The 18,402-nt window shown below is 37.3% G+C and carries 21 protein-coding genes; 9 read left to right on the forward strand and 12 right to left on the reverse strand.

From position 1 onward, the window contains the following. Window positions 1-205: 205 nt before the first annotated feature. The 5 genes from rpsI to zapE all read right to left on the reverse strand — a co-directional run bounded on the left by rpsI (window position 206) and on the right by zapE (window position 5,440). Complete coding sequence (gene rpsI / locus Q4493_RS03175) at window positions 206-598, reverse strand: 30S ribosomal protein S9 (protein ID WP_303449351.1); 393 nt, start codon at window positions 596-598, stop codon at window positions 206-208. Window positions 599-601: 3 nt separating this feature from the next. Beyond that, window positions 602-1,030, reverse strand: a complete 429-nt coding sequence (gene rplM / locus Q4493_RS03180; RefSeq protein ID WP_303449353.1) for a 50S ribosomal protein L13 — start codon at window positions 1,028-1,030, stop codon at window positions 602-604. Window positions 1,031-1,282: 252 nt separating this feature from the next. Then, a complete protein-coding gene (locus Q4493_RS03185) occupies window positions 1,283-1,945 on the reverse strand; it encodes a hypothetical protein (protein ID WP_303449354.1) in 663 nt (220 codons plus the stop codon). A gap of 24 nt (window positions 1,946-1,969) precedes the next feature. Further along, on the reverse strand, window positions 1,970-4,126 hold the full coding sequence (locus Q4493_RS03190; RefSeq protein WP_303449355.1) for an adenosylcobalamin-dependent ribonucleoside-diphosphate reductase: 2,157 nt from the start codon (window positions 4,124-4,126) through the stop codon (window positions 1,970-1,972). Window positions 4,127-4,324: 198 nt separating this feature from the next. After that, complete coding sequence (zapE, locus tag Q4493_RS03195; protein ID WP_303449357.1) at window positions 4,325-5,440, reverse strand: cell division protein ZapE; 1,116 nt, start codon at window positions 5,438-5,440, stop codon at window positions 4,325-4,327. Between the two features lie 184 nt (window positions 5,441-5,624). Between zapE and Q4493_RS03200 the strand changes: the two genes are divergently transcribed. The 3 genes from Q4493_RS03200 to Q4493_RS03210 all read left to right on the forward strand — a co-directional run bounded on the left by Q4493_RS03200 (window position 5,625) and on the right by Q4493_RS03210 (window position 8,775). Next, complete coding sequence (locus Q4493_RS03200; RefSeq protein WP_303449359.1) at window positions 5,625-6,089, forward strand: YhcB family protein; 465 nt, start codon at window positions 5,625-5,627, stop codon at window positions 6,087-6,089. A 79-nt stretch (window positions 6,090-6,168) separates the two neighbouring features. Beyond that, entirely contained in the window at window positions 6,169-7,530 is a 1,362-nt protein-coding gene (locus Q4493_RS03205; protein ID WP_303449361.1) for a Do family serine endopeptidase, read from the forward strand. A gap of 249 nt (window positions 7,531-7,779) precedes the next feature. Continuing rightward, entirely contained in the window at window positions 7,780-8,775 is a 996-nt protein-coding gene (locus Q4493_RS03210) for a trypsin-like peptidase domain-containing protein (RefSeq protein WP_303449362.1), read from the forward strand. Between the two features lie 146 nt (window positions 8,776-8,921). Here the strand turns inward: Q4493_RS03210 and murA are convergent, their stop codons facing one another. The 7 genes from murA to Q4493_RS03245 form a co-directional block, all read right to left on the reverse strand. After that, the gene (murA, locus tag Q4493_RS03215) at window positions 8,922-10,184 is read right to left on the reverse strand and encodes a UDP-N-acetylglucosamine 1-carboxyvinyltransferase (protein ID WP_303449364.1); all 1,263 of its coding nucleotides are present in this window, start codon (window positions 10,182-10,184) and stop codon (window positions 8,922-8,924) included. Between the two features lie 26 nt (window positions 10,185-10,210). Beyond that, window positions 10,211-10,468: a BolA family protein gene (locus Q4493_RS03220; protein WP_303449365.1), complete on the reverse strand. Its 258-nt coding sequence runs from the start codon at window positions 10,466-10,468 to the stop codon at window positions 10,211-10,213. Window positions 10,469-10,550: 82 nt separating this feature from the next. After that, window positions 10,551-10,841 (reverse strand): lipid asymmetry maintenance protein MlaB, encoded by a 291-nt coding sequence (locus tag Q4493_RS03225; protein ID WP_303449570.1) that lies wholly within the window; start codon window positions 10,839-10,841, stop codon window positions 10,551-10,553. A gap of 13 nt (window positions 10,842-10,854) precedes the next feature. Further along, window positions 10,855-11,529: a phospholipid-binding protein MlaC gene (locus tag Q4493_RS03230; protein ID WP_303449366.1), complete on the reverse strand. Its 675-nt coding sequence runs from the start codon at window positions 11,527-11,529 to the stop codon at window positions 10,855-10,857. 26 nt (window positions 11,530-11,555) lie between these two features. Continuing rightward, entirely contained in the window at window positions 11,556-12,026 is a 471-nt protein-coding gene (gene mlaD / locus Q4493_RS03235) for an outer membrane lipid asymmetry maintenance protein MlaD (protein WP_303449367.1), read from the reverse strand. A gap of 45 nt (window positions 12,027-12,071) precedes the next feature. Then, window positions 12,072-12,851 carry a lipid asymmetry maintenance ABC transporter permease subunit MlaE gene (mlaE, locus tag Q4493_RS03240; protein WP_303449572.1) on the reverse strand — a complete coding sequence of 260 codons (780 nt, stop codon included), beginning with the start codon at window positions 12,849-12,851 and terminating at the stop codon, window positions 12,072-12,074. Continuing rightward, complete coding sequence (locus Q4493_RS03245; RefSeq protein WP_303449574.1) at window positions 12,845-13,654, reverse strand: ATP-binding cassette domain-containing protein; 810 nt, start codon at window positions 13,652-13,654, stop codon at window positions 12,845-12,847. Before Q4493_RS03245 ends, mlaE begins: the two co-directional genes overlap by 7 nt. A gap of 363 nt (window positions 13,655-14,017) precedes the next feature. Between Q4493_RS03245 and Q4493_RS03250 the strand changes: the two genes are divergently transcribed. From Q4493_RS03250 to lptB, 6 genes are read left to right on the forward strand one after another with little or no spacing between them, the layout of a single operon-like run. Beyond that, entirely contained in the window at window positions 14,018-15,001 is a 984-nt protein-coding gene (locus tag Q4493_RS03250; protein ID WP_303449368.1) for a calcium/sodium antiporter, read from the forward strand. An 8-nt stretch (window positions 15,002-15,009) separates the two neighbouring features. Next, on the forward strand, window positions 15,010-15,975 hold the full coding sequence (locus Q4493_RS03255; RefSeq protein WP_303449370.1) for a KpsF/GutQ family sugar-phosphate isomerase: 966 nt from the start codon (window positions 15,010-15,012) through the stop codon (window positions 15,973-15,975). Next, window positions 15,975-16,553, forward strand: a complete 579-nt coding sequence (kdsC, locus tag Q4493_RS03260) for a 3-deoxy-manno-octulosonate-8-phosphatase KdsC (RefSeq protein WP_303449371.1) — start codon at window positions 15,975-15,977, stop codon at window positions 16,551-16,553. Before Q4493_RS03255 ends, kdsC begins: the two co-directional genes overlap by 1 nt. Further along, window positions 16,550-17,116: an LPS export ABC transporter periplasmic protein LptC gene (gene lptC, locus Q4493_RS03265; protein ID WP_303449373.1), complete on the forward strand. Its 567-nt coding sequence runs from the start codon at window positions 16,550-16,552 to the stop codon at window positions 17,114-17,116. The genes kdsC and lptC overlap by 4 nt, the downstream gene beginning before the upstream one ends. Next, window positions 17,082-17,636 carry a lipopolysaccharide transport periplasmic protein LptA gene (gene lptA, locus Q4493_RS03270; RefSeq protein ID WP_303449375.1) on the forward strand — a complete coding sequence of 185 codons (555 nt, stop codon included), beginning with the start codon at window positions 17,082-17,084 and terminating at the stop codon, window positions 17,634-17,636. Before lptC ends, lptA begins: the two co-directional genes overlap by 35 nt. Then, a complete protein-coding gene (gene lptB / locus Q4493_RS03275; protein WP_303449377.1) occupies window positions 17,633-18,364 on the forward strand; it encodes an LPS export ABC transporter ATP-binding protein in 732 nt (243 codons plus the stop codon). Before lptA ends, lptB begins: the two co-directional genes overlap by 4 nt. Window positions 18,365-18,402: the final 38 nt, after the last annotated feature.

Consider the following 18,402-nt stretch of genomic DNA (forward strand, 5'->3'; position numbering starts at 1 on the left):
CCAATAGCCCAATTGAGAGTAGATGTTTGGTGAGAATATTTTTCATAATCTAACCTTAGCTTAGTTATCTTAAAACTCAAACCATGTAAGCGCTTAACTCGAATATTAATTTTTAACTACTTATTAGTATTAATAAAAAACCGTAAATTTAAGGCAAAAAAAAACCGACATAAGTCGGTTTTTTTGAATAACGTATATATAAAGATTAACGTTTTGAAAATTGTGGCTTTTTACGAGCCTTGTGTAAACCAACTTTCTTACGTTCAACTTTACGAGCATCACGAGTAACGAAACCAGCAGCACGTAAACCGCTACGTAATGATTCGTCAAACTCCATTAATGCACGAGTAATACCGTGACGGATAGCACCCGCTTGACCAGAAATACCACCACCAACTACAGTGATGTTAAAGTCAAACTTTTCTAACATTTCAACTAATTCTAATGGTTGACGAACAACCATACGAGCCGTTGGACGACTGAAATATTCAGAAATGTCACGTTTGTTAATTGTAATTGCACCGTTACCAGCTTTCATAAACACACGAGCAGTTGAGCTCTTGCGACGACCAGTACCGTAATATTGATTATCAGCCATTGCTTACAGCTCCAAAAGTTGTGGTTGTTGTGCAGTATGCTTGTGCTCAGCACCAGCATACACTTTAAGCTTGCGGTACATTTCACGACCTAAAGGACCTTTAGGTAACATACCTTTTACTGCGAATTCAATCACACGCTCTGGCGCTTTTTCAATTAACTGTTCAAAGCTAATTTGCTTAAGACCACCAGGGAATTCAGTATGCGAGTAGTAAATTTTACCTTTCGCTTTATTACCAGTAACTTTAACTTTCTCTGCATTGATAACAACGATGTAATCGCCTGTATCACAGTGAGGTGTATATTCTGGCTTATGCTTACCGCGTAAACGGGTTGCAATTTCGGTAGCGATACGACCAAGAGTTTTATTCTCAGCGTCCACTAGAAACCATTCGCGTTGTACGCTTTCTGGTTTTGCTACAAAAGTTTTCATTTAAAAAACCCAATATTAAAATGTTACTAAAAAACAACCTGTATGGTTGTCAGTTAAAAGACTACGCCATTACCCCTTCGAGTATCGAGTCCATCGTCTAGTATCTTGGGGATATTAGACATTTGTAACGTCAGGGAGCGCGCATTATACAGAAGCTAACAAAATAAATCACGTATATTTTTTAATCTTTTTAGTTTTTCTGAAAATTTATGTCTAACTGGGTTAACTAACTCTCACCACTTACTTTTTTGCTTACCCACATTTAGAATCTCCGCAGTTTAAGCACGTTGCGCAACCATCTAAAAGTACGACAGCTTTTTGATAACATTTATTACATTTACTGGCCGAGCTAGGAAAACCGTTATCTACAATGGCTTGATCTGCAGCGGCATCTTGTTTTTGTTGGATATACGCCTGTTGATGAGTATCAATCTCACTGGCTGGCAACATATCTAACGTTTTTAAATGTGTTTCAATGATATAACCAATATCAGCAACTACCGATGGCATAAAGATGCCGGTACCTCGTTGGTAGTAACCACCTTTGGGATCAAACACAGCTTTCAATTCTTCAACCAAAAATGTGCAATCTCCGCCTTTTCTAAATACCGCAGAAATAACCCGAGTTAAGGCAACAACCCAAGAATAAAACTCCATATTTTTTGAGTTGACAAATATTTCAAATGGCCTGCGTATTTCTTCATCGGTATGTTGATTTAATAAAATATCATTAATCGTAATATACAGTGCATGTTCAGAAATGGGCGGCTTAATTTTATACGTTGAGCCGATTAACATTTCAGGTCGTTTAACGGTTTCATTTAACTTAATTGACGTTTCTACTATTTTATTCTTCGGTTCCGTCTCAGGCGTGTTTACTTTAGCCGCCGTTATCGTTTGCTTAATTTCTTGCATGATGATTTCTCTTTTTTTTAAAAGTTATAATTTACCGTAGTAGCCTTCTTTTAAGGCATCATGTAAATTTGCAGCTGTGTGTACTTCACCGTCGTACCTTATTTCTTCATTGCCTTTGGCGGTAATACTAGAGCCGTCTGCTAACGTAAATTGATATTCGACATTGGCTAAATCAGTTTCTTTAACTAAAACCCCCTGATGTACTTCAGGATTAAAACGAAATGTTGTACACCCTTTTAAACCTTTTTCGTGTGCATAAAGGTAAACATCTTTAAATGATTGATAGTCGATATCGGTAGGTACGTTAATCGTTTTTGAAATCGAGGAGTCAATCCAATATTGCGCAGCTGATTGAATATCAACATGCTCTTTGGGCGTAATATTTTCACTCGCAATAAAGTAATCAGGTAATTTATTTTCTTCATCTTGACCATACACTTCAGCACTTTCATTAATACAATGTCGGTATGCTAAAAGTTCAAAACTGACCACCGGAACAGACTCTTTAGATTTTTTTCCTTCTCGAATGATATTGCGCTGATACTCATGAGCAAAACTTGGCTCGATACCATTAGAAACATTATTGCCTAAACTTAATGCTAGCGTTCCCGTTGGCGCGATAGATGAGTGATGGGTAAACCTCGCACCGGTTTTAGCTAAAGCCTCAACCAGTTCGGGATCTTCTTGGGCAATTCTTTGCATATAACGGCTATATTTAGCATGTAACACTGAGCCTTTTACTTTATCCCCGACGTTAAAACCATCTTCGGCCATTTCAGGTCGTTTGATCAGCATTTCTTTTGTGACACTGAAGGTTTGAGATAAAACGGGTGCAGGACCTTTTTCTTCTGCCAAATTTAGTGCTTCTTGCCAGCCAGTTATCGCCATAACCTTAGAAACTTCTTCAGTAAAAGCAATTGCTTGCTGACTATTGTATGGTATTTTTAAAAGAGTTAACGCTGAACCTAACCCTAAATACCCCATACCATGGCGACGTTTATTTAAAATCTCTTGTTGTTGTTGCGCTAAAGGTAGGCCGTTAATTTCCACAACGTTATCTAACATGCGTGTGAATACCTGTACAACTTCTTTAAATTTATACCAATTAAACTGAGCTGCTTCAGTAAAAGGTTTATCGACAAATTTAACTAGGTTGATTGACCCTAATAAACATGCACCATAGGGAGGTAATATTTGTTCACCACAAGGGTTACTGGCGCGCAATTTTTCACAAAACCAATTGTTATTGTATTCATTGGCATGATCAATTAATAAAAATCCCGGCTCAGCATAGTCAAACGTATTGCTCATAATCATATCCCACAAACGATGCGCAGGAATATGACCATAAATTTTACACGCAATTAAGCCATTTTCATTGAGAATATAGTCATGCTTTTTCAGATAATCATCTTCAAAGTAATTTTCACGAAAGAGGATCTTGCTTTGATCCGAAAGAACAATATTTTCAGCATTGAGAGCTTGTTGAGAAATAGGAAAAACAAGTGGCCAGTCAGCGTCATTTTTCACCGCTTGAATAAAGTCATCAGTGATCAACAATGACAAATTAAATTGCCGTAAACGCCCATCTTCACGTTTCGCCAAAATAAAGTCTTTTACATCAGGATGGGATATGTCGAAAACTCCCATTTGTGCGCCACGTCTACCACCGGCCGAACTCACCGTAAAACACATTTTATCGAATATATCCATAAACGACATTGGCCCTGATGTTCGTGCCCCAGCCCCCGCGACATAAGCACCATTCGGCCTTAAGGTTGAAAATTCATACCCAATACCACATCCGGCTTTTAACGTGAGTCCAGACTCATGTACTTTGGCAAGGATCCCTGTCATTGAGTCATCAATAGTGCCAGAAACTGTACAATTTATCGTTGATGTAGCGGGTTTAAATTCACTAGCTCCGGCGTTGGCAATTATACGACCGGCAGGATAAGCCCCAGATTTTAATGCCCAGAGAAATTTATCATACCAATATTGATTATTTGTTTTTTCAATATCGGCAAGTGCACTCGCAACGCGCGCAAATGTTTCCTCAATGGTGTTTTCTTGGGGGGTACCATGCTTATCTTTTAGTCGATATTTTTTATCCCAAATATCTATCGACGCAGTTTGCATGTGTAGAGTATGGTGAATAGGTTTTTCTTTCGTTAACGGCATACATTTCCCTTTTATTGTTATATTTTTTCTGCATCTTACTGAAAAAATAAAAGGGCTAAAGCCAAAACACTATATATTGCGATCTAAATCAATAAAAACACAAGATATAGCACCCACTAAAAAATTGGCATAAAAAAACACCGCGCTGACTCGGTGTTATTTCAATGTTAAAGGGCGCATTAATCGTTTTAATGAGCTTTAAGGTAAATGCTCTGTTGCAAGATAATCATGTGATTGCATTTCTTGTAAACGACTTAAACAACGTTTAAATTCAAACACTAATCCGCCCGTCGTATATAACTCTTCCATCACCACTTCGGCAGATATAATTAATTTGACTTTACGCTCATAAAACTCATCAACCATAGCAATAAACCTTCTGGCGGCGTCATCATTATCAACATTCATTTGAGTCACATTTGCCACTAACACCGTATGAAATAAACGACTGATTTCCATATAATCATTTTGACTTCGCGCTGACTCACATAATTCAGAAAACTCAAAATGAACTACACCATCCGACGCTTGAACCGTCGCTAATTGGCGATTATTTATTTCAATCGCTTTATTCTTCATGCCAGCATCTATTGAGAGTTGTTCAAAATAACGATGTAAATTCTCATCAGCTTTATCATCAAGTGGAGCATGATAAATTTCTGCTTGCTCTAAAGTTCTTAATCGATAATCAACGCCACTATCAACATTAATGACATCACAATGCTCATTGATTAATTTGATAGCGGGTAAAAACCTTTCGCGTTGCAAACCATTACGATAAAGCTCATCAGGAATAATATTTGACGTTGCCACTAACGTTACATTATGGGCAAATAGTTCTTCAAACAAGGTGCCTAAAATCATCGCATCTGTGATATCAGAAACAAAAAATTCGTCAAAACAAATAATGCAGGTTTCTTCTGAAAAGCGCTTAGCAATAATTTTTAACGGATCAGATTGTCCAGTTAAGCCTTCTAACTCTTGGTGAACTCGGTGCATAAAACGATGGAAATGAACCCGCATTTTATTATTGAAAGGCAAGCAGTCATAAAAAGTATCAACTAAATACGTTTTTCCTCGACCAACGCCTCCCCAAAAATAAATCCCTTGAACCGGTTTTATTTCAGCTTTAGCTACCACTCGTTTCCAACGATTAAGTACTTTTTTAAAGCCGGTCACCGGCAAAGGCTTGCTTTGTAAACATTCATATAACCGTTGTAAGTTTTTTACCGCATTTTCTTGAGCGGCGTCATATTGAAAATCGTCACGAGTAAGATCTTCTCTATATTTTTCAAGTGGTGAAAGCGTAATCATGAGTGAAATATTATCTATTATTTAGGTTTGTTTATGCTTGAAAAAAATATATTTGCATACATATTTAACAATAAGAATAGAAGTTTACCCACAAGCAAAAACAAAAACAGTGTGTTAACCTCTATTTTCACCAATTTTTAATGTGAATACAATTTTCCCCAACAAGATAAAAGGTAAAAAGCTTATGGATATCGTTATTGGAATCATTATTTTTGTTATTGGCTCAGCAGTAGGCTTTTTTACAAGCAGAACACTATCAGCTTCTAATCAAGAAAATCAAAAGCTTGCAGAAAAAGTGAATCACAGTGAAGCATCACTTGCACAATATAAAGTTGATGTCGCTGAACATTTAGATCATTCGAAACAATTATTAGAACAAATGAACAGTACGTGCAAAAAGGCGATGGAGCAAATGGAAAAAAGTACCATTTTGCTACAAAAAGCAACCCCTAAAGAAAATGAGACTATGCCTTTTTTCTCTAAAGAAACACAAGAACAATTAGCACAAACCGTTGCTCTGAGACATAACAGAGAAGAGCGCAAGGGTGATAGAGAAGTTACCGAAGCACCACTTGATTATTCTGGTGAAGCGAGTGGCCTTTTTGCCGATAAGAAACAAACTGTTACAAATAGCAATATTGAAAACTAGGAACTTAGTTCACAGGTTAAAGTCTTTAATTGAGTATTTATATTTTTTTGTATTAATGTCTTTTGGAGTGTCCTTACATATGAATAAAATGTCAGTTTTAATTAGTAGTGTTTTACTTACTAGTAGTTTGGCTTTATCAAGTTTACCTGCTCATGCCAACCTGCCTTTCTCTGTGGGTGGCCAAAAAGTGCCAAGTTTAGCTCCCATGTTGGAAGAAGTGACACCTGCGGTTGTCCTTATTTCTGTTCGTGGAACACATGAAGTACAACAAAGAAATGTTCCCGACGCATTTAAGTTTTTCTTTGGTAACCCTCGTCAACAAAATCCTGCCAGAGAAAGACCATTTCAAGGCTTAGGCTCTGGAGTCATAATTGATGCCGACAAAGGTTATATAGTTACAAATAATCACGTTATTAAAGAAGCCGATGAAATTCAAATCACCTTAAAAGATGGTCGACAAATTGATGCAAAAAAAATAGGTGCTGATGAAAGTAGTGATATCGCCCTCTTACAAGTTGATTCAAAAAATTTAAAAGAAGTCAGTATTGCAGACTCGGATAAATTAAGAGTCGGTGACTTTGCCGTTGCAATCGGCAGCCCGTTTGGTTTAGGTCAAACAGTGACATCAGGTATTGTTAGTGCACTAGGTAGAAGCGGGTTAAATGCCGATAACTTTGAAGATTTCATTCAAACTGACGCGGCTATTAATAGCGGTAATTCTGGTGGTGCTTTGATTAATTTACGTGGTGAATTAATCGGTATTAACACAGCGATTATTGGCCCTAATGGCGGTAATGTCGGTATCGGCTTTGCAATCCCAAGTAATATGGTGAAAAGCTTAGTTGATCAAATTATTGAGTTTGGTGAAGTACGTCGTGGCGTGCTAGGTGTTTCTGGCCGCAGTGTTACCGGTGAATTTGCTAAAGCGATGGAGCTTGAAGGTGCACAAGGGGCTTTTGTAGAGCAAGTTGTTGAAGACTCTGCTGCACAAGCTGCCGGTATTGAAGCGGGTGATGTTATCACTAAAGTAAACGGTAAACGTATTAAATCGTTTAGTGAATTACGTGGCAAAATAGGCTCAATTGGCGCTGGAAATGAAGTAAAACTCAGCGTAATTAAAGCCAATGGTGACGAAGAAACTTACTCGGTTGTGTTGAAAAAGTCAGAAACCGCGAATGTCGAACCTGCCAGTATTCATAGAATGCTTGAAGGAGCAGAATTAGAAAATAACAACAAAGGCTTTGGAGTGACCATTAAATCTGTCGAAGCAGAATCACCAGCTTCAATGATAGGTTTAAGAGCAGGCGATATTATCAGTGGCGTTAATAGACACCGTGTCACAAATATCGCGGAGCTTCGTGATTATTTAAAAGATAATAAAGGTATTTCATTACTAAATATTGTTCGAGGGAACACCAATTTATTTATTCGAATTCGATAATTAATTTAACCTCATAACAAGACACTAAGTCTAATATTACATACCTTTTCTCAAAGCGGCTTAATCAGTAAGCCGCTTTTCATTTATAAACTATCAAGCTTTAAATAATTTATATCTATTTTTTTGGTTCTTAATAATTTATGTTAATCTGCATTATATTTTTTCGATAGCACTACTATTTTGAACATACTAAACGCATTAAAATATATTTTAAACTCAGCAAGTTATGGAGTAATCATCGCAGTTGTGATGCTTTTACTTATTCCCGAATTACGTGATGGTAATACTGGTTGGTGGAATATTTTTCAATCGAGTCACCAAAATGAGCCTGCTATCTCTTTCGCTAAAGCGGTTCAAGCATCAAGCCCTGCCGTAGTTAATATTTATTCCGAAGAAGTACAGTCCAACCCTAACTACGCACATTCTCAACGAAAAACAACCCGCTTAGGCTCTGGGGTTATTATGGACAGCGATGGTTATTTATTAACAAACTACCATGTTGTGCAAAATGCTACGCTTATCAATGTGTTATTACAAAGTGGTCAAGTGTTTCATGCTGAAGTTATCGGTTATGATCTTTATACTGATTTAGCCGTATTAAAAGTAGATGCGAGTAACTTGCCTGTTATTCCACAAAATATTAATCAGCAATCATTAGCCGGTGATGTTGTGCTTGCTATTGGTAACCCTTTAAATTTAGGGCAAACGATCACACAAGGTATTATCAGTGCTACGGGTAGAAGTGGCTTAAGTAATACGAGTTATTTACAGTTCTTACAAATTGATGCGGCAATTAACCAAGGTAATTCTGGTGGTGCATTAGTGAATTCAAATGGCGTTTTAGTGGGCATAAATTCATTAAAGTTTAGTCAGTTAAATCCTAACCAAGATATTCAAGGAATTTCTTTTGCTGTACCCTATGAGCTCGCATATAAAGTGATGCAAAAAATAATTAAACACGGCCGTGTAATTAGAGGATGGTTAGGCATAGTATCAAGAAATTACAATCAAAATGCGAAAGGATTTACCATTGCTGCTGTTGATCCAAACAGCCCAGCATCTACCGCTGGTTTACAGGTGGGTGACATTGTTTATCAAATTGCAGATATGCCGATTGAAAGTACAACACAAGCGCTCGATATTGTCGCTGAAACCAACCCGGGAACTGAATTAATCTTTAAGGTTTACCGCAATAAAAAATCCATTGATATTAATGTGACAATTCTTGAAAAAAGACCGATTTAACTGATTGAAATAATTGAACTTAAGCTAAAGTTTTGATCACGCTATTACAGATAGTTGCTCGTTCTTTTTAATAAACAATAAAAAACCGTATTGATATAATACGGTTTTATTATTTAACACTTAAACAACAGTCTTTTCTCTTAAGCTTAACTTGCTTTAATGCGAGTTATATTTGCCCCTAAAGCTTGTAGTTTATCTTCAATGTGCTGATAGCCACGATCAATATGATAAATACGATCTACTTGCGTTTCTGTTTTGGCAACAAGACCTGCAATAACTAAACTCGCCGAAGCCCTTAAATCCGTCGCCATTACTTGCGCACCATTTAAACTATTAACCCCTTTCGTAATCGCCGTATTACCTTCTAAGGTAATATCTGCTCCCATACGTTGCAACTCAGGGACATGCATAAAACGGTTTTCAAAAATCGTTTCTGTTGTAGTGGCAGTCCCTTGTGCAATAACATTCAAGGTCACAAATTGCGCTTGCATATCGGTAGGAAAAGCAGGATGTGGAGCGGTACGAATATTCACCGCTTTTGGCTTGCTATTCATCGCTAATTCGATCCAGTTATCACCAGTAGTAATTTCTGCGCCGGCTTCTTGTAACTTGCTTAACACTGCATCTAACGCGCTTGGATCCGTATTCAAACATTTTACTTTACCTTGAGTAACCGCTGCAGCCACCAAAAAAGTGCCTGTTTCAATACGATCTGGCATCACGCTATATTCGCTACCAGTTAACCGAGCGACACCTTCAATGCTTAAGGTATCAGTACCCGCTCCTGAAACTTTAGCTCCCATTGCATTTAAACAATTGGCTAAATCAACTATTTCAGGCTCACGCGCAGCATTTTCAATAACGGTGACGCCTTCAGCTAATGCCGCTGCCATCATTAAATTTTCTGTACCGGTAACACTCACAGTATCCATGAAAATATTCGCGCCTTGCAAACGGCCATTATTACGCGCGACGATATAACCATTTTCAACGTCAATATCAGCTCCCATGAGCTTTAAACCATGAATATGCAAATTCACCGGTCTAGCACCAATTGCACAGCCCCCAGGAAGAGACACTTCGGCATGACCAAACCTTGCTAATAATGGGCCTAATACCAAAATAGAGGCTCGCATGGTTTTTACAAGTTCATAAGACGCTTTATGTTGATCGACGTTACTTGCATCGATTAACAGGCTATTCTCGTCAGTCCAAGCAACTGTTGCCCCTAATTGAGACAAGAGTTTAATCGTTGTTTCAATATCATTAAGGCGAGGTACATTAGTGATTTTTATCGGAGTTTCTGAAAGCAATGTTGCCATCAGTATCGGTAAGGCAGCATTCTTTGCGCCGGAAATGGTGACTTCACCTTGCATTGGCTTACCGCCAATAATTTTAAATGCGTCCAAAGGGCTCTTCTTTTAGTTAACTGAAATTAAAGGGGTAAGTTAAACATTTTTTCACGCTTCCAATCAGAAGTCGTAAATGTTTTGATTGTTACGGCATGTATTATGCCTTCATTAATCACTTGTGCAAGCGGTGCATAAACTGTCTGTTGCTTTTTCAAGCGACTGAGTTCACCTAAAAAATCAGCAACGGCGATGATTGTACACTGTGAACCATCAAATTTAACATGAAGCTCATCTAACGTTAACGCATCGTTGATCAACTTTTCAATTTCAGAAACTTCCACTGAGTTCTCCCAATAAATAAATTACTAGGATTATAACCTCAAATATCCCTAAGTGAAACGACTGTCTGAGGGGAGTCAAAGATTATTTGATTGGCAGGAACTTATCTACAGCACTTAATTTTGCTAAGTTAAGTAATTCCTGAGGGATATTAGTAAAGTGAATAGAATGACTTTGCTTAATTGTTTGTTCTAATATCAATAACAATGAGGCTAAACCGGCTGTATCAACATTGGTTACTGCAGACAAATCCACCTGTTCAATTTCATTTGAAAGTAAACGTGCTACTTTTTTTTCGAATACATTATTAATGGTTTTACGTGATAATTCACCGCTTAATAATAGTTGGTTTTGTTGTTTCTTTATTTCAATCATCAATAAAACAACCTTATTTAAAAACTATATTTTTTTGCGCTTTTTCTTTTAGCATTTCAGTAACATGCGACAAACCTTTTTGACGAATTAAACTATTTAATTCAGCTTGTTTGCTGTCAAGTAAACTCACGCCTTCAGCAACCATATCGTAAGCTTTCCACTCATTGGTTTTGCTACTTTTTCGTACTCGAAACGAAATATCAATAGCTGGACGTCCAGGTTCTATCACACTAGTATTTACCGCTACCACCTTATCATCACTAAAATCTTTAGCCGGAGCAAAGGTCACTTGTTGATTTTTATATAAAGTAAACACCTGTGCATATGAAGTAATTAAATAATCTCTAAATACCGGCACGAATTCAGCACGTTCATTTTTATTGGTTTTTTTAAAGTTACTGCCTATCACTTTAAATGCCGCATACTGATAATTGATATAAGGGATCAATTCTTCACGAACTATGTCTTTTAATATATTTGGGTTTTTCTGAATAGCATTTTGTTCATTCGCAAATCGTTTAAAGGTAATATCTGCGACTGTTTTTATCATTTTATACGGATCTTTTTTATCAACACTAGCCGAACTACCTTCTGTTAGAGGCATAGGAGAAAAATGATGAACGTATTCATTCGCAGATACATTAACACCAAACAACAAGCACGCTATTACAGGAATTATTTTGTTCATAGAATATATTTTTCCTAACTCAAACACTAATCACCACTCCCTTGACTAAATAAAAATTGTCCGATTAGTTCTTCTAACACTAAAGCCGGTTTCGTATCTTCGATATAATCACCGGCAACTAAGGTTTCAACTGACTCATCGATAAAACCAGGTAATAACCCAACATATTGCTCGCCTAATAGACCTGACGTTAAAATAGAGACAGAGGTCGCTTCAGAGAAGTTATCATACTCTGAGAAAATATCTAATGTGACCACTGGAGTATAATCTTCAGCATCTAAACTAATTTTACTGACGCGACCAACCACTACGCCACCTACTTTAATAGGCGAACGAACCTTTAACCCACCAATATTGTCAAATTTTGCATAAAGCTGATATGTGCTGCCATTCCCCGATATACCGCTATCAGCCACTTTTAACGATAACATCAATATTGCAGCAATCCCTATTGCTGCAAACAATCCTACTAATAATTCAACTTTTTTCGACACCATGTCATTCACCACACTCTAAAATATATACTGCGTTTATTGCTCATGCTATTTAGCAAACATTAACGCCGTTAAAATAAAATCTAAACCTAACACTAATAACGAAGACTGTACCACAGTAGCCGTTGTTGCCCGGCTAATACCTTCTGACGTTGGTTCACAATCATAACCTTTATAAACAGCAATCCAGGTAACAACAAAAGCAAAAACAATGCTTTTTATAACGCCATTTAAAATATCTTTTTCAAAAGAAACTTGCGCTTGCATCACTGACCAAAAAGTACCGCTATCAACTCCGAGCCAATCAACGCCAACTATATGTGCACCTAAAATTCCAACCGCAGAAAAAATTGCCGCAAGTAAAGGCAAAGAAATAAATCCTGCCCAGAACCTAGGAGCTATCACTCGACGTAAAGGGTCAACCGCCATCATTTCTAAACTAGATAGTTGTTCAGTTGCTTTCATTAAACCTATTTCTGCCGTCAGTGCAGAGCCTGCTCGTCCAGCAAATAACAACGCCGCCACTACCGGACCTAATTCACGTAATAATGAAAGCGCCACCATAGGACCTAAACTAGCTTCAGCACCATAACCAACAAGGATAGTATAACCTTGTAACGCTAAAACCATACCAATAAACAAACCAGAAACTAAGACGATAATTAATGATAAAACACCCACTGAATACAATTGATTCATGAGCAAGGGAAAGCCTTTTTTAACATTAGGTACATGTAATAAAGCTGAGCCTAGCATTAATATTGCACGACCTAATGCCGATACTCGTCCGATAACTTTGCGGCCAAGTAAAATTAATAAATTCATGATTTTACTACCTTACCTAACAGTTCTTCTTGATAAGGCTCCGCTTTAAAATGAAATGGTACAGGACCATCAGCTTCTCCCTTGACAAATTGTTGAACTAACGGAGAAGTTTGTTGAGCAATTTGCTCTGGTGTTCCATGACCAATAATTTTTTGTTCTGCAATAATGTATATATAATCGGCAATGCTCATCACTTCAGGAACATCATGAGAAACAACGACGGAGGTTAAACCTAGCGTGTCACTTAAAGAACGTATGAGTCGAACAATAACACCCATTGATATAGGGTCTTGTCCGGCAAACGGCTCATCGTAAAGGATAAGCTCAGGATCTAAAGCTATCGCGCGCGCTAATGCGGCACGTCTTGCCATACCGCCAGACAATTCACTTGGCTTTAGAAATCTTGCGCCGCGTAAACCTACCGCTTCTAACTTCATCAAAACCATTTTTTCAATGATAGCTTCAGATAATAGGGCATGCTCTCTGATCGGAAAGGCAACATTTTCATATACAGACATATCAGTAAATAACGCACCACTTTGAAACAACATACTCATTCTTTTTCGAGCTGAATAAAGTGCCGTTCTAGACAGTGCTGGAATATCTTGTTGATCAAAGTAAATATGGCCTGATTCAGGCTTTAATTGACCACCAATAAGGCGCAGTAAAGTAGTTTTCCCTATACCACTTGGCCCCATAATTGCGGTGACTTTTCCTTTAGGGATCTGCAAACTAATATCATCATAAATGATGCGTTCGTCCCTCTTAAAAGTCATGTTTTTAATATCTACTAAAATATCTGACATAGTTAGTTTTTTAGAGCAATTATCCATATTATTTCTTAGCCGGGGATTCTACCTGATTAAGCAAGATACTTCATCCAAATTTAACAATTTATTCTGTTTATAATTAGTAAGAAAACGTATCTAAACGTAAGAAAATGTAAGTTTAATAATTCGTTTATTCACATGAATGAGTAATAAGTTAACAACGAATAATCTAATAGAAAGAGAAACATGACTCGATTAAAAAATTTCAATTATTTACAATTTGATGAAAAACTAGCTAAAAAGTCATAACTTCAAAATTTTTTTAGACTCTTTACTGAAAAACTCTTTTGTTTTCTTTACCAACCGGCGACAATTACCTTTGATTTAATGGAGTCCTTAATGTTTGTTCAAATTTTAATTTTACTTATTTCGCTGGTCACTCTTGTTTGGAGTGCTGATAAGTTTGTTTTCGGTGCCTCATCGCTTGCGCGAAACTTTGGTATTTCCCCAATGATAATTGGCTTAACAATCGTCGCTATGGGTTCTTCCGCACCAGAAATGATGATAGCGGGAACCGCATCATTTCAAGGCAATCCCAATACCGCCATCGGTAATGCGATTGGTTCCAACATTACTAATATTGCCTTAGTTTTAGGTATTACCGCTTTACTCCACCCTTTATCCGTTTCTTCTTCAACGATTAAACGTGAAATCCCTTTAATTTTAGCGATTACCGCATTAGCGTATTGGATGCTTGCAGATAATCATTTTAGTTTTAATGAAGGGCTAATTTTAATTATTGGCTTCTTTATCTATATTATTTCGTTGCTTTTAATCACGTTAAGACGTGCGAAAGATAATAAAGTCAATGATGCGATGATCATTGAAGCTGAATCAGAAGTACCAGAGGGCATAACTACGCCTCAATCACTCTTTTGGTTGACCGTCGGTCTTATCTTATTACCATTAAGTGCTAGTTATTTGGTTGATTCATCCGTGTTTATTGCAAAAGCTTTTGGTATCAGTGATTTAGTTATCGGTTTAACCGTTATCGCAATAGGTACGAGCTTACCTGAACTTGCCGCGAGTATTATGAGTATTATCAAGAAAGAAGATGATTTAGCGTTAGGCAATATTATTGGCTCAAACATTTTTAATATCCTCGCGGTATTATCATTAGCCGGTTTAATTGCGCCTGGCGATATCGATCAAGATGCATCGGTACGAGATGCGCCATTTATGTTAGGCGTTACTTTATTACTCTTTATTCTTTGTTTCAGTAGACATTCTGGCAATTTTAGAATCACCCGTTTTAAAGGGATATTACTATTATTTACCTTTATCGCTTATCAAATGCTACTCTTTAGTCAATTGAAAAGTTAAATAGATTTATGAAAAACTTTAAACAACTCGCCAAACAAGTAATTGGAATTGAACAGCAAGCAATTGCTGAACTTGAGCAATTTATTGATGATGGTTTTGAACTAGCTTGTCAATTAATGTTTAACTGCCAAGGACGCGTGATCGTTATCGGTATGGGCAAATCAGGCCATATCGGTGGAAAAATTGCCGCAACTTTTGCTAGCACTGGTACCCCTGCTTTTTTTGTTCATCCTGGCGAAGCGAGCCATGGCGATCTTGGTATGATCACCGCTAATGATGTTGTACTGACAATCTCCAATTCAGGAGAAACCGGTGAAGTGTTAGCCATTATTCCTGTCATCAAACGTATCGGTGCTAAACTTATTGCCATGACCAGCAATCCTGACTCAACCTTAGCCAAGTTAAGTGATACTCATGTATGCATTAAAGTTACGCAAGAAGCGTGTCCGTTAGGCTTAGCTCCTACTTCAAGCACCACAGCAACACTGGTAATGGGTGATGCCTTAGCTGTAGCGCTGTTAAATGCGAAAGATTTTACCGCCAATGATTTTGCACTTTCTCATCCAGGTGGTAGTTTAGGAAAACGGTTATTATTGCGCCTACAAGACATCATGCACAGTGGTGAACGTATACCATTAGTCAATGAAAACGCGAAGATTAAAGATGCCTTGGTTGAAATGTCATTAAAAGGCCTAGGTATGACAGCCGTCATTAAAGAAAACGGCGAATTAGCAGGGCTTTTTACTGATGGCGATTTACGCCGTATTCTTGATGAAAAAATAGATATTCATCAGGACGACATAGCCAGTGTTATGACTCAAAATCCTAGGGTTGCAGATAGAGAAATGTTAGCAGCACAAGCGTTAAAAATTATGGAAGACAATAAAATTAATGGCTTAATTATCGTTGATAGTAACAACCACCCTGTTGGCGCCATGAATATGCACGACTTGCTAAAATCAGGAGTTCTTTAATGGCACAACAAAACTTGTCATCCAACAACACAACACAAACCTTATACGGTGAAATAGCCAACAACATTTACGAAAAAGCTAAAAACATAAAACTTTTTGTTTGTGATATCGATGGTGTATTTTCTGATGGTCGTATTTACCTTGGTAACGATGGGGAAGAATTAAAGGCTTTTCATACGAAAGATGGTTATGGCATTAAAGCTTTAGGCGCTAGTGGTGTTGACGTTGCCGTGATCACAGGTCGACAATCTAATATCGTACAAACCAGAATGACTGCCCTTAACGTTAAACATATTATTCAAGGGGAAGAAAATAAACTTCCGGCGTTAAAAACCTTAATAGAAAAACATCAGCTAACCCCTGATCAGGTTGCTTATATTGGCGATGACATGCCTGATTATCAATGTATGGATTATGTTGGTTTGGCAATAGCCGTGAATGACGCGCATCCTGCTATATTAAATTTAGCTGATCATATAACAACGATTAAAGGCGGCTTTGGTGCGGTACGTGAAATATGCGATATCATTATGCAAAGTCAAAATAGCCTGCAAAATGCCAGTGGCGCAAGTATATGACACGTATTTATATAGTTTCATTACTGTTTTTTATTTTTTCAGTAGTCAGTTACATTGTCATTGAATGGCATCAAAACAGTAATCAAGTTAGCAATGCGATTGATAACAAAGTTTCCCCTGACTTTATTGCTGAAAGCTTAAATAGCGAAACTTATAACAATACAGGTCAACTCTCTTATATTATTGATGCGAATCGAATGGAACATTATTCCGAATTAGCAGTCACACATTTTGAATTTCCAAAATATACCTTATACCCAAAAAATACCGATTCGCCATGGAAAATTAGTGCAAATGAAGGCACACTCTACAATAGCAATAGAGTAAAGCTTGAAAGTAAAGTGGCGTTGATTGCAACCGACAGTGAAAGTTTAATTCAAGAGATCCATGGAAAGTATTTAGAATTAGATTTAAACACTAATATTATTAGTTCAGAAAAAAAGATAGAAATAAAAGGAATTGATTTTACCATGCATGGTACAGGACTGATTGTAGACTTAAACACAAAACAAGTAACGCTGACAAAACATGAAAAAACCATATTTCAACCTACTAAAAACTAGTTGTTTAGCTTTCGGATTAACCTTAAGTATTGCTAATCACGCTATTGCAGCCAAAGTAGATCTCAATGAAGAGATCAAAATAGATGCTTCAAGGCAAGCAGCTGATTTAAAAAATAAAATATTTAGTTATATTGACGACGTTGTTATCACACAAGGGTCATTAACGATAAAAGCGGATCTTGTCCAAGTCGTCACAGAGTCTTCCAATAACGAAAAAACTTATATTGCAAAAGGACAACCAGCAACCTTTGAGCAAGTATTAGAAGATGGCACGCCAATTTATCTACAAGCCAATGAAATAAAATATCAACCGGAAAAAAATACGGTGATGATTTCGGGCAATGCCGAGCTTCGCCAAGAAGGTAGCAAAGTCAGTGGGACTATTATCACCTATAATTTTCTGACTGAACAAGTGCAAGCAAGTAGCGATGATAATGCCCGAGTACAAACAGTATTACAGCCTCAAAACCTTGAGAAAAAAAAGTTAAACAAAAAATCGTTGGATAAAGAAAATCAATGAGTAAAGCCACATTAATCGCCAATAATTTAGCGAAAGCATACAAAGGGCGTAAAGTCGTAAAAAATGTCGGCATGAAAGTGCAAGAAGGACAAATTGTCGGGCTTCTTGGACCAAACGGCGCAGGAAAAACTACGTCTTTTTACATGATTGTTGGCTTAGTCAATAGCGACAGTGGCTCAATTATCTTAAATGATGAAGATATTACTTTATTACCAATGCATGAACGCGCGAGAAAAGGTATAGGTTACCTACCTCAAGAAGCTTCAATTTTTCGAAAGCTTACCGTTTATGAAAATATTATGGCGATCCTTCAAACTCGTAAAGACTTAGATGATATTGCACGAGAAGAAAAGCTTGAGCATCTGGTTGAAGAGTTTAATATTGGCCATATCAAAGACAATTTAGGTATGAGTTTATCCGGTGGCGAGCGTCGCCGCGTTGAAATTGCCAGAGCACTGGCTGCAGAGCCTAAATTTATATTACTTGATGAGCCATTTGCCGGTGTTGACCCAATTTCAGTAGGAGATATAAAAAAAATTATCCTACACTTAAAGCAACGGGGCATTGGAATTTTAATTACCGACCACAATGTTCGTGAAACACTAGACGTATGTGAGCATGCATATATTGTAAGTCACGGTGAATTAATCGCTGAAGGCAATGCAGATCAAATTCTTGCTAATCAACAAGTAAGAGATGTATACCTAGGTGAACAATTCACGCTATAGTTACGGAAAGCTTTGATAAAAAGTAAAATGATATGAAG

The sequence above is a fragment of the Colwellia sp. 1_MG-2023 genome, from assembly GCF_030546755.1.
GTDB lineage: Bacteria > Pseudomonadota > Gammaproteobacteria > Enterobacterales > Alteromonadaceae > Thalassotalea_H.

Excerpts from the sequence above, each read along its gene's own strand:
- rpsI (WP_303449351.1), bottom strand. The coding sequence starts at position 598 with ATGGCTGATAATCAATATTACGGTACTGGTCGTCGCAAGAGCTCAACT.
- rplM (WP_303449353.1), bottom strand. The coding sequence starts at position 1,030 with ATGAAAACTTTTGTAGCAAAACCAGAAAGCGTACAACGCGAATGGTTT.
- Q4493_RS03185 (WP_303449354.1), bottom strand. The coding sequence starts at position 1,945 with ATGCAAGAAATTAAGCAAACGATAACGGCGGCTAAAGTAAACACGCCT.
- Q4493_RS03190 (WP_303449355.1), bottom strand. The coding sequence starts at position 4,126 with ATGCCGTTAACGAAAGAAAAACCTATTCACCATACTCTACACATGCAA.
- zapE (WP_303449357.1), bottom strand. The coding sequence starts at position 5,440 with ATGATTACGCTTTCACCACTTGAAAAATATAGAGAAGATCTTACTCGT.
- Q4493_RS03200 (WP_303449359.1), top strand. The coding sequence starts at position 5,625 with ATGGATATCGTTATTGGAATCATTATTTTTGTTATTGGCTCAGCAGTA.
- Q4493_RS03205 (WP_303449361.1), top strand. The coding sequence starts at position 6,169 with ATGAATAAAATGTCAGTTTTAATTAGTAGTGTTTTACTTACTAGTAGT.
- Q4493_RS03210 (WP_303449362.1), top strand. The coding sequence starts at position 7,780 with ATGCTTTTACTTATTCCCGAATTACGTGATGGTAATACTGGTTGGTGG.
- Q4493_RS03225 (WP_303449570.1), bottom strand. The coding sequence starts at position 10,841 with ATGATTGAAATAAAGAAACAACAAAACCAACTATTATTAAGCGGTGAA.
- Q4493_RS03230 (WP_303449366.1), bottom strand. The coding sequence starts at position 11,529 with ATGAACAAAATAATTCCTGTAATAGCGTGCTTGTTGTTTGGTGTTAAT.
- mlaD (WP_303449367.1), bottom strand. The coding sequence starts at position 12,026 with ATGGTGTCGAAAAAAGTTGAATTATTAGTAGGATTGTTTGCAGCAATA.
- Q4493_RS03245 (WP_303449574.1), bottom strand. The coding sequence starts at position 13,654 with ATGTCAGATATTTTAGTAGATATTAAAAACATGACTTTTAAGAGGGAC.
- Q4493_RS03250 (WP_303449368.1), top strand. The coding sequence starts at position 14,018 with ATGTTTGTTCAAATTTTAATTTTACTTATTTCGCTGGTCACTCTTGTT.
- Q4493_RS03255 (WP_303449370.1), top strand. The coding sequence starts at position 15,010 with ATGAAAAACTTTAAACAACTCGCCAAACAAGTAATTGGAATTGAACAG.
- kdsC (WP_303449371.1), top strand. The coding sequence starts at position 15,975 with ATGGCACAACAAAACTTGTCATCCAACAACACAACACAAACCTTATAC.
- lptC (WP_303449373.1), top strand. The coding sequence starts at position 16,550 with ATGACACGTATTTATATAGTTTCATTACTGTTTTTTATTTTTTCAGTA.
- lptA (WP_303449375.1), top strand. The coding sequence starts at position 17,082 with ATGAAAAAACCATATTTCAACCTACTAAAAACTAGTTGTTTAGCTTTC.
- lptB (WP_303449377.1), top strand. The coding sequence starts at position 17,633 with ATGAGTAAAGCCACATTAATCGCCAATAATTTAGCGAAAGCATACAAA.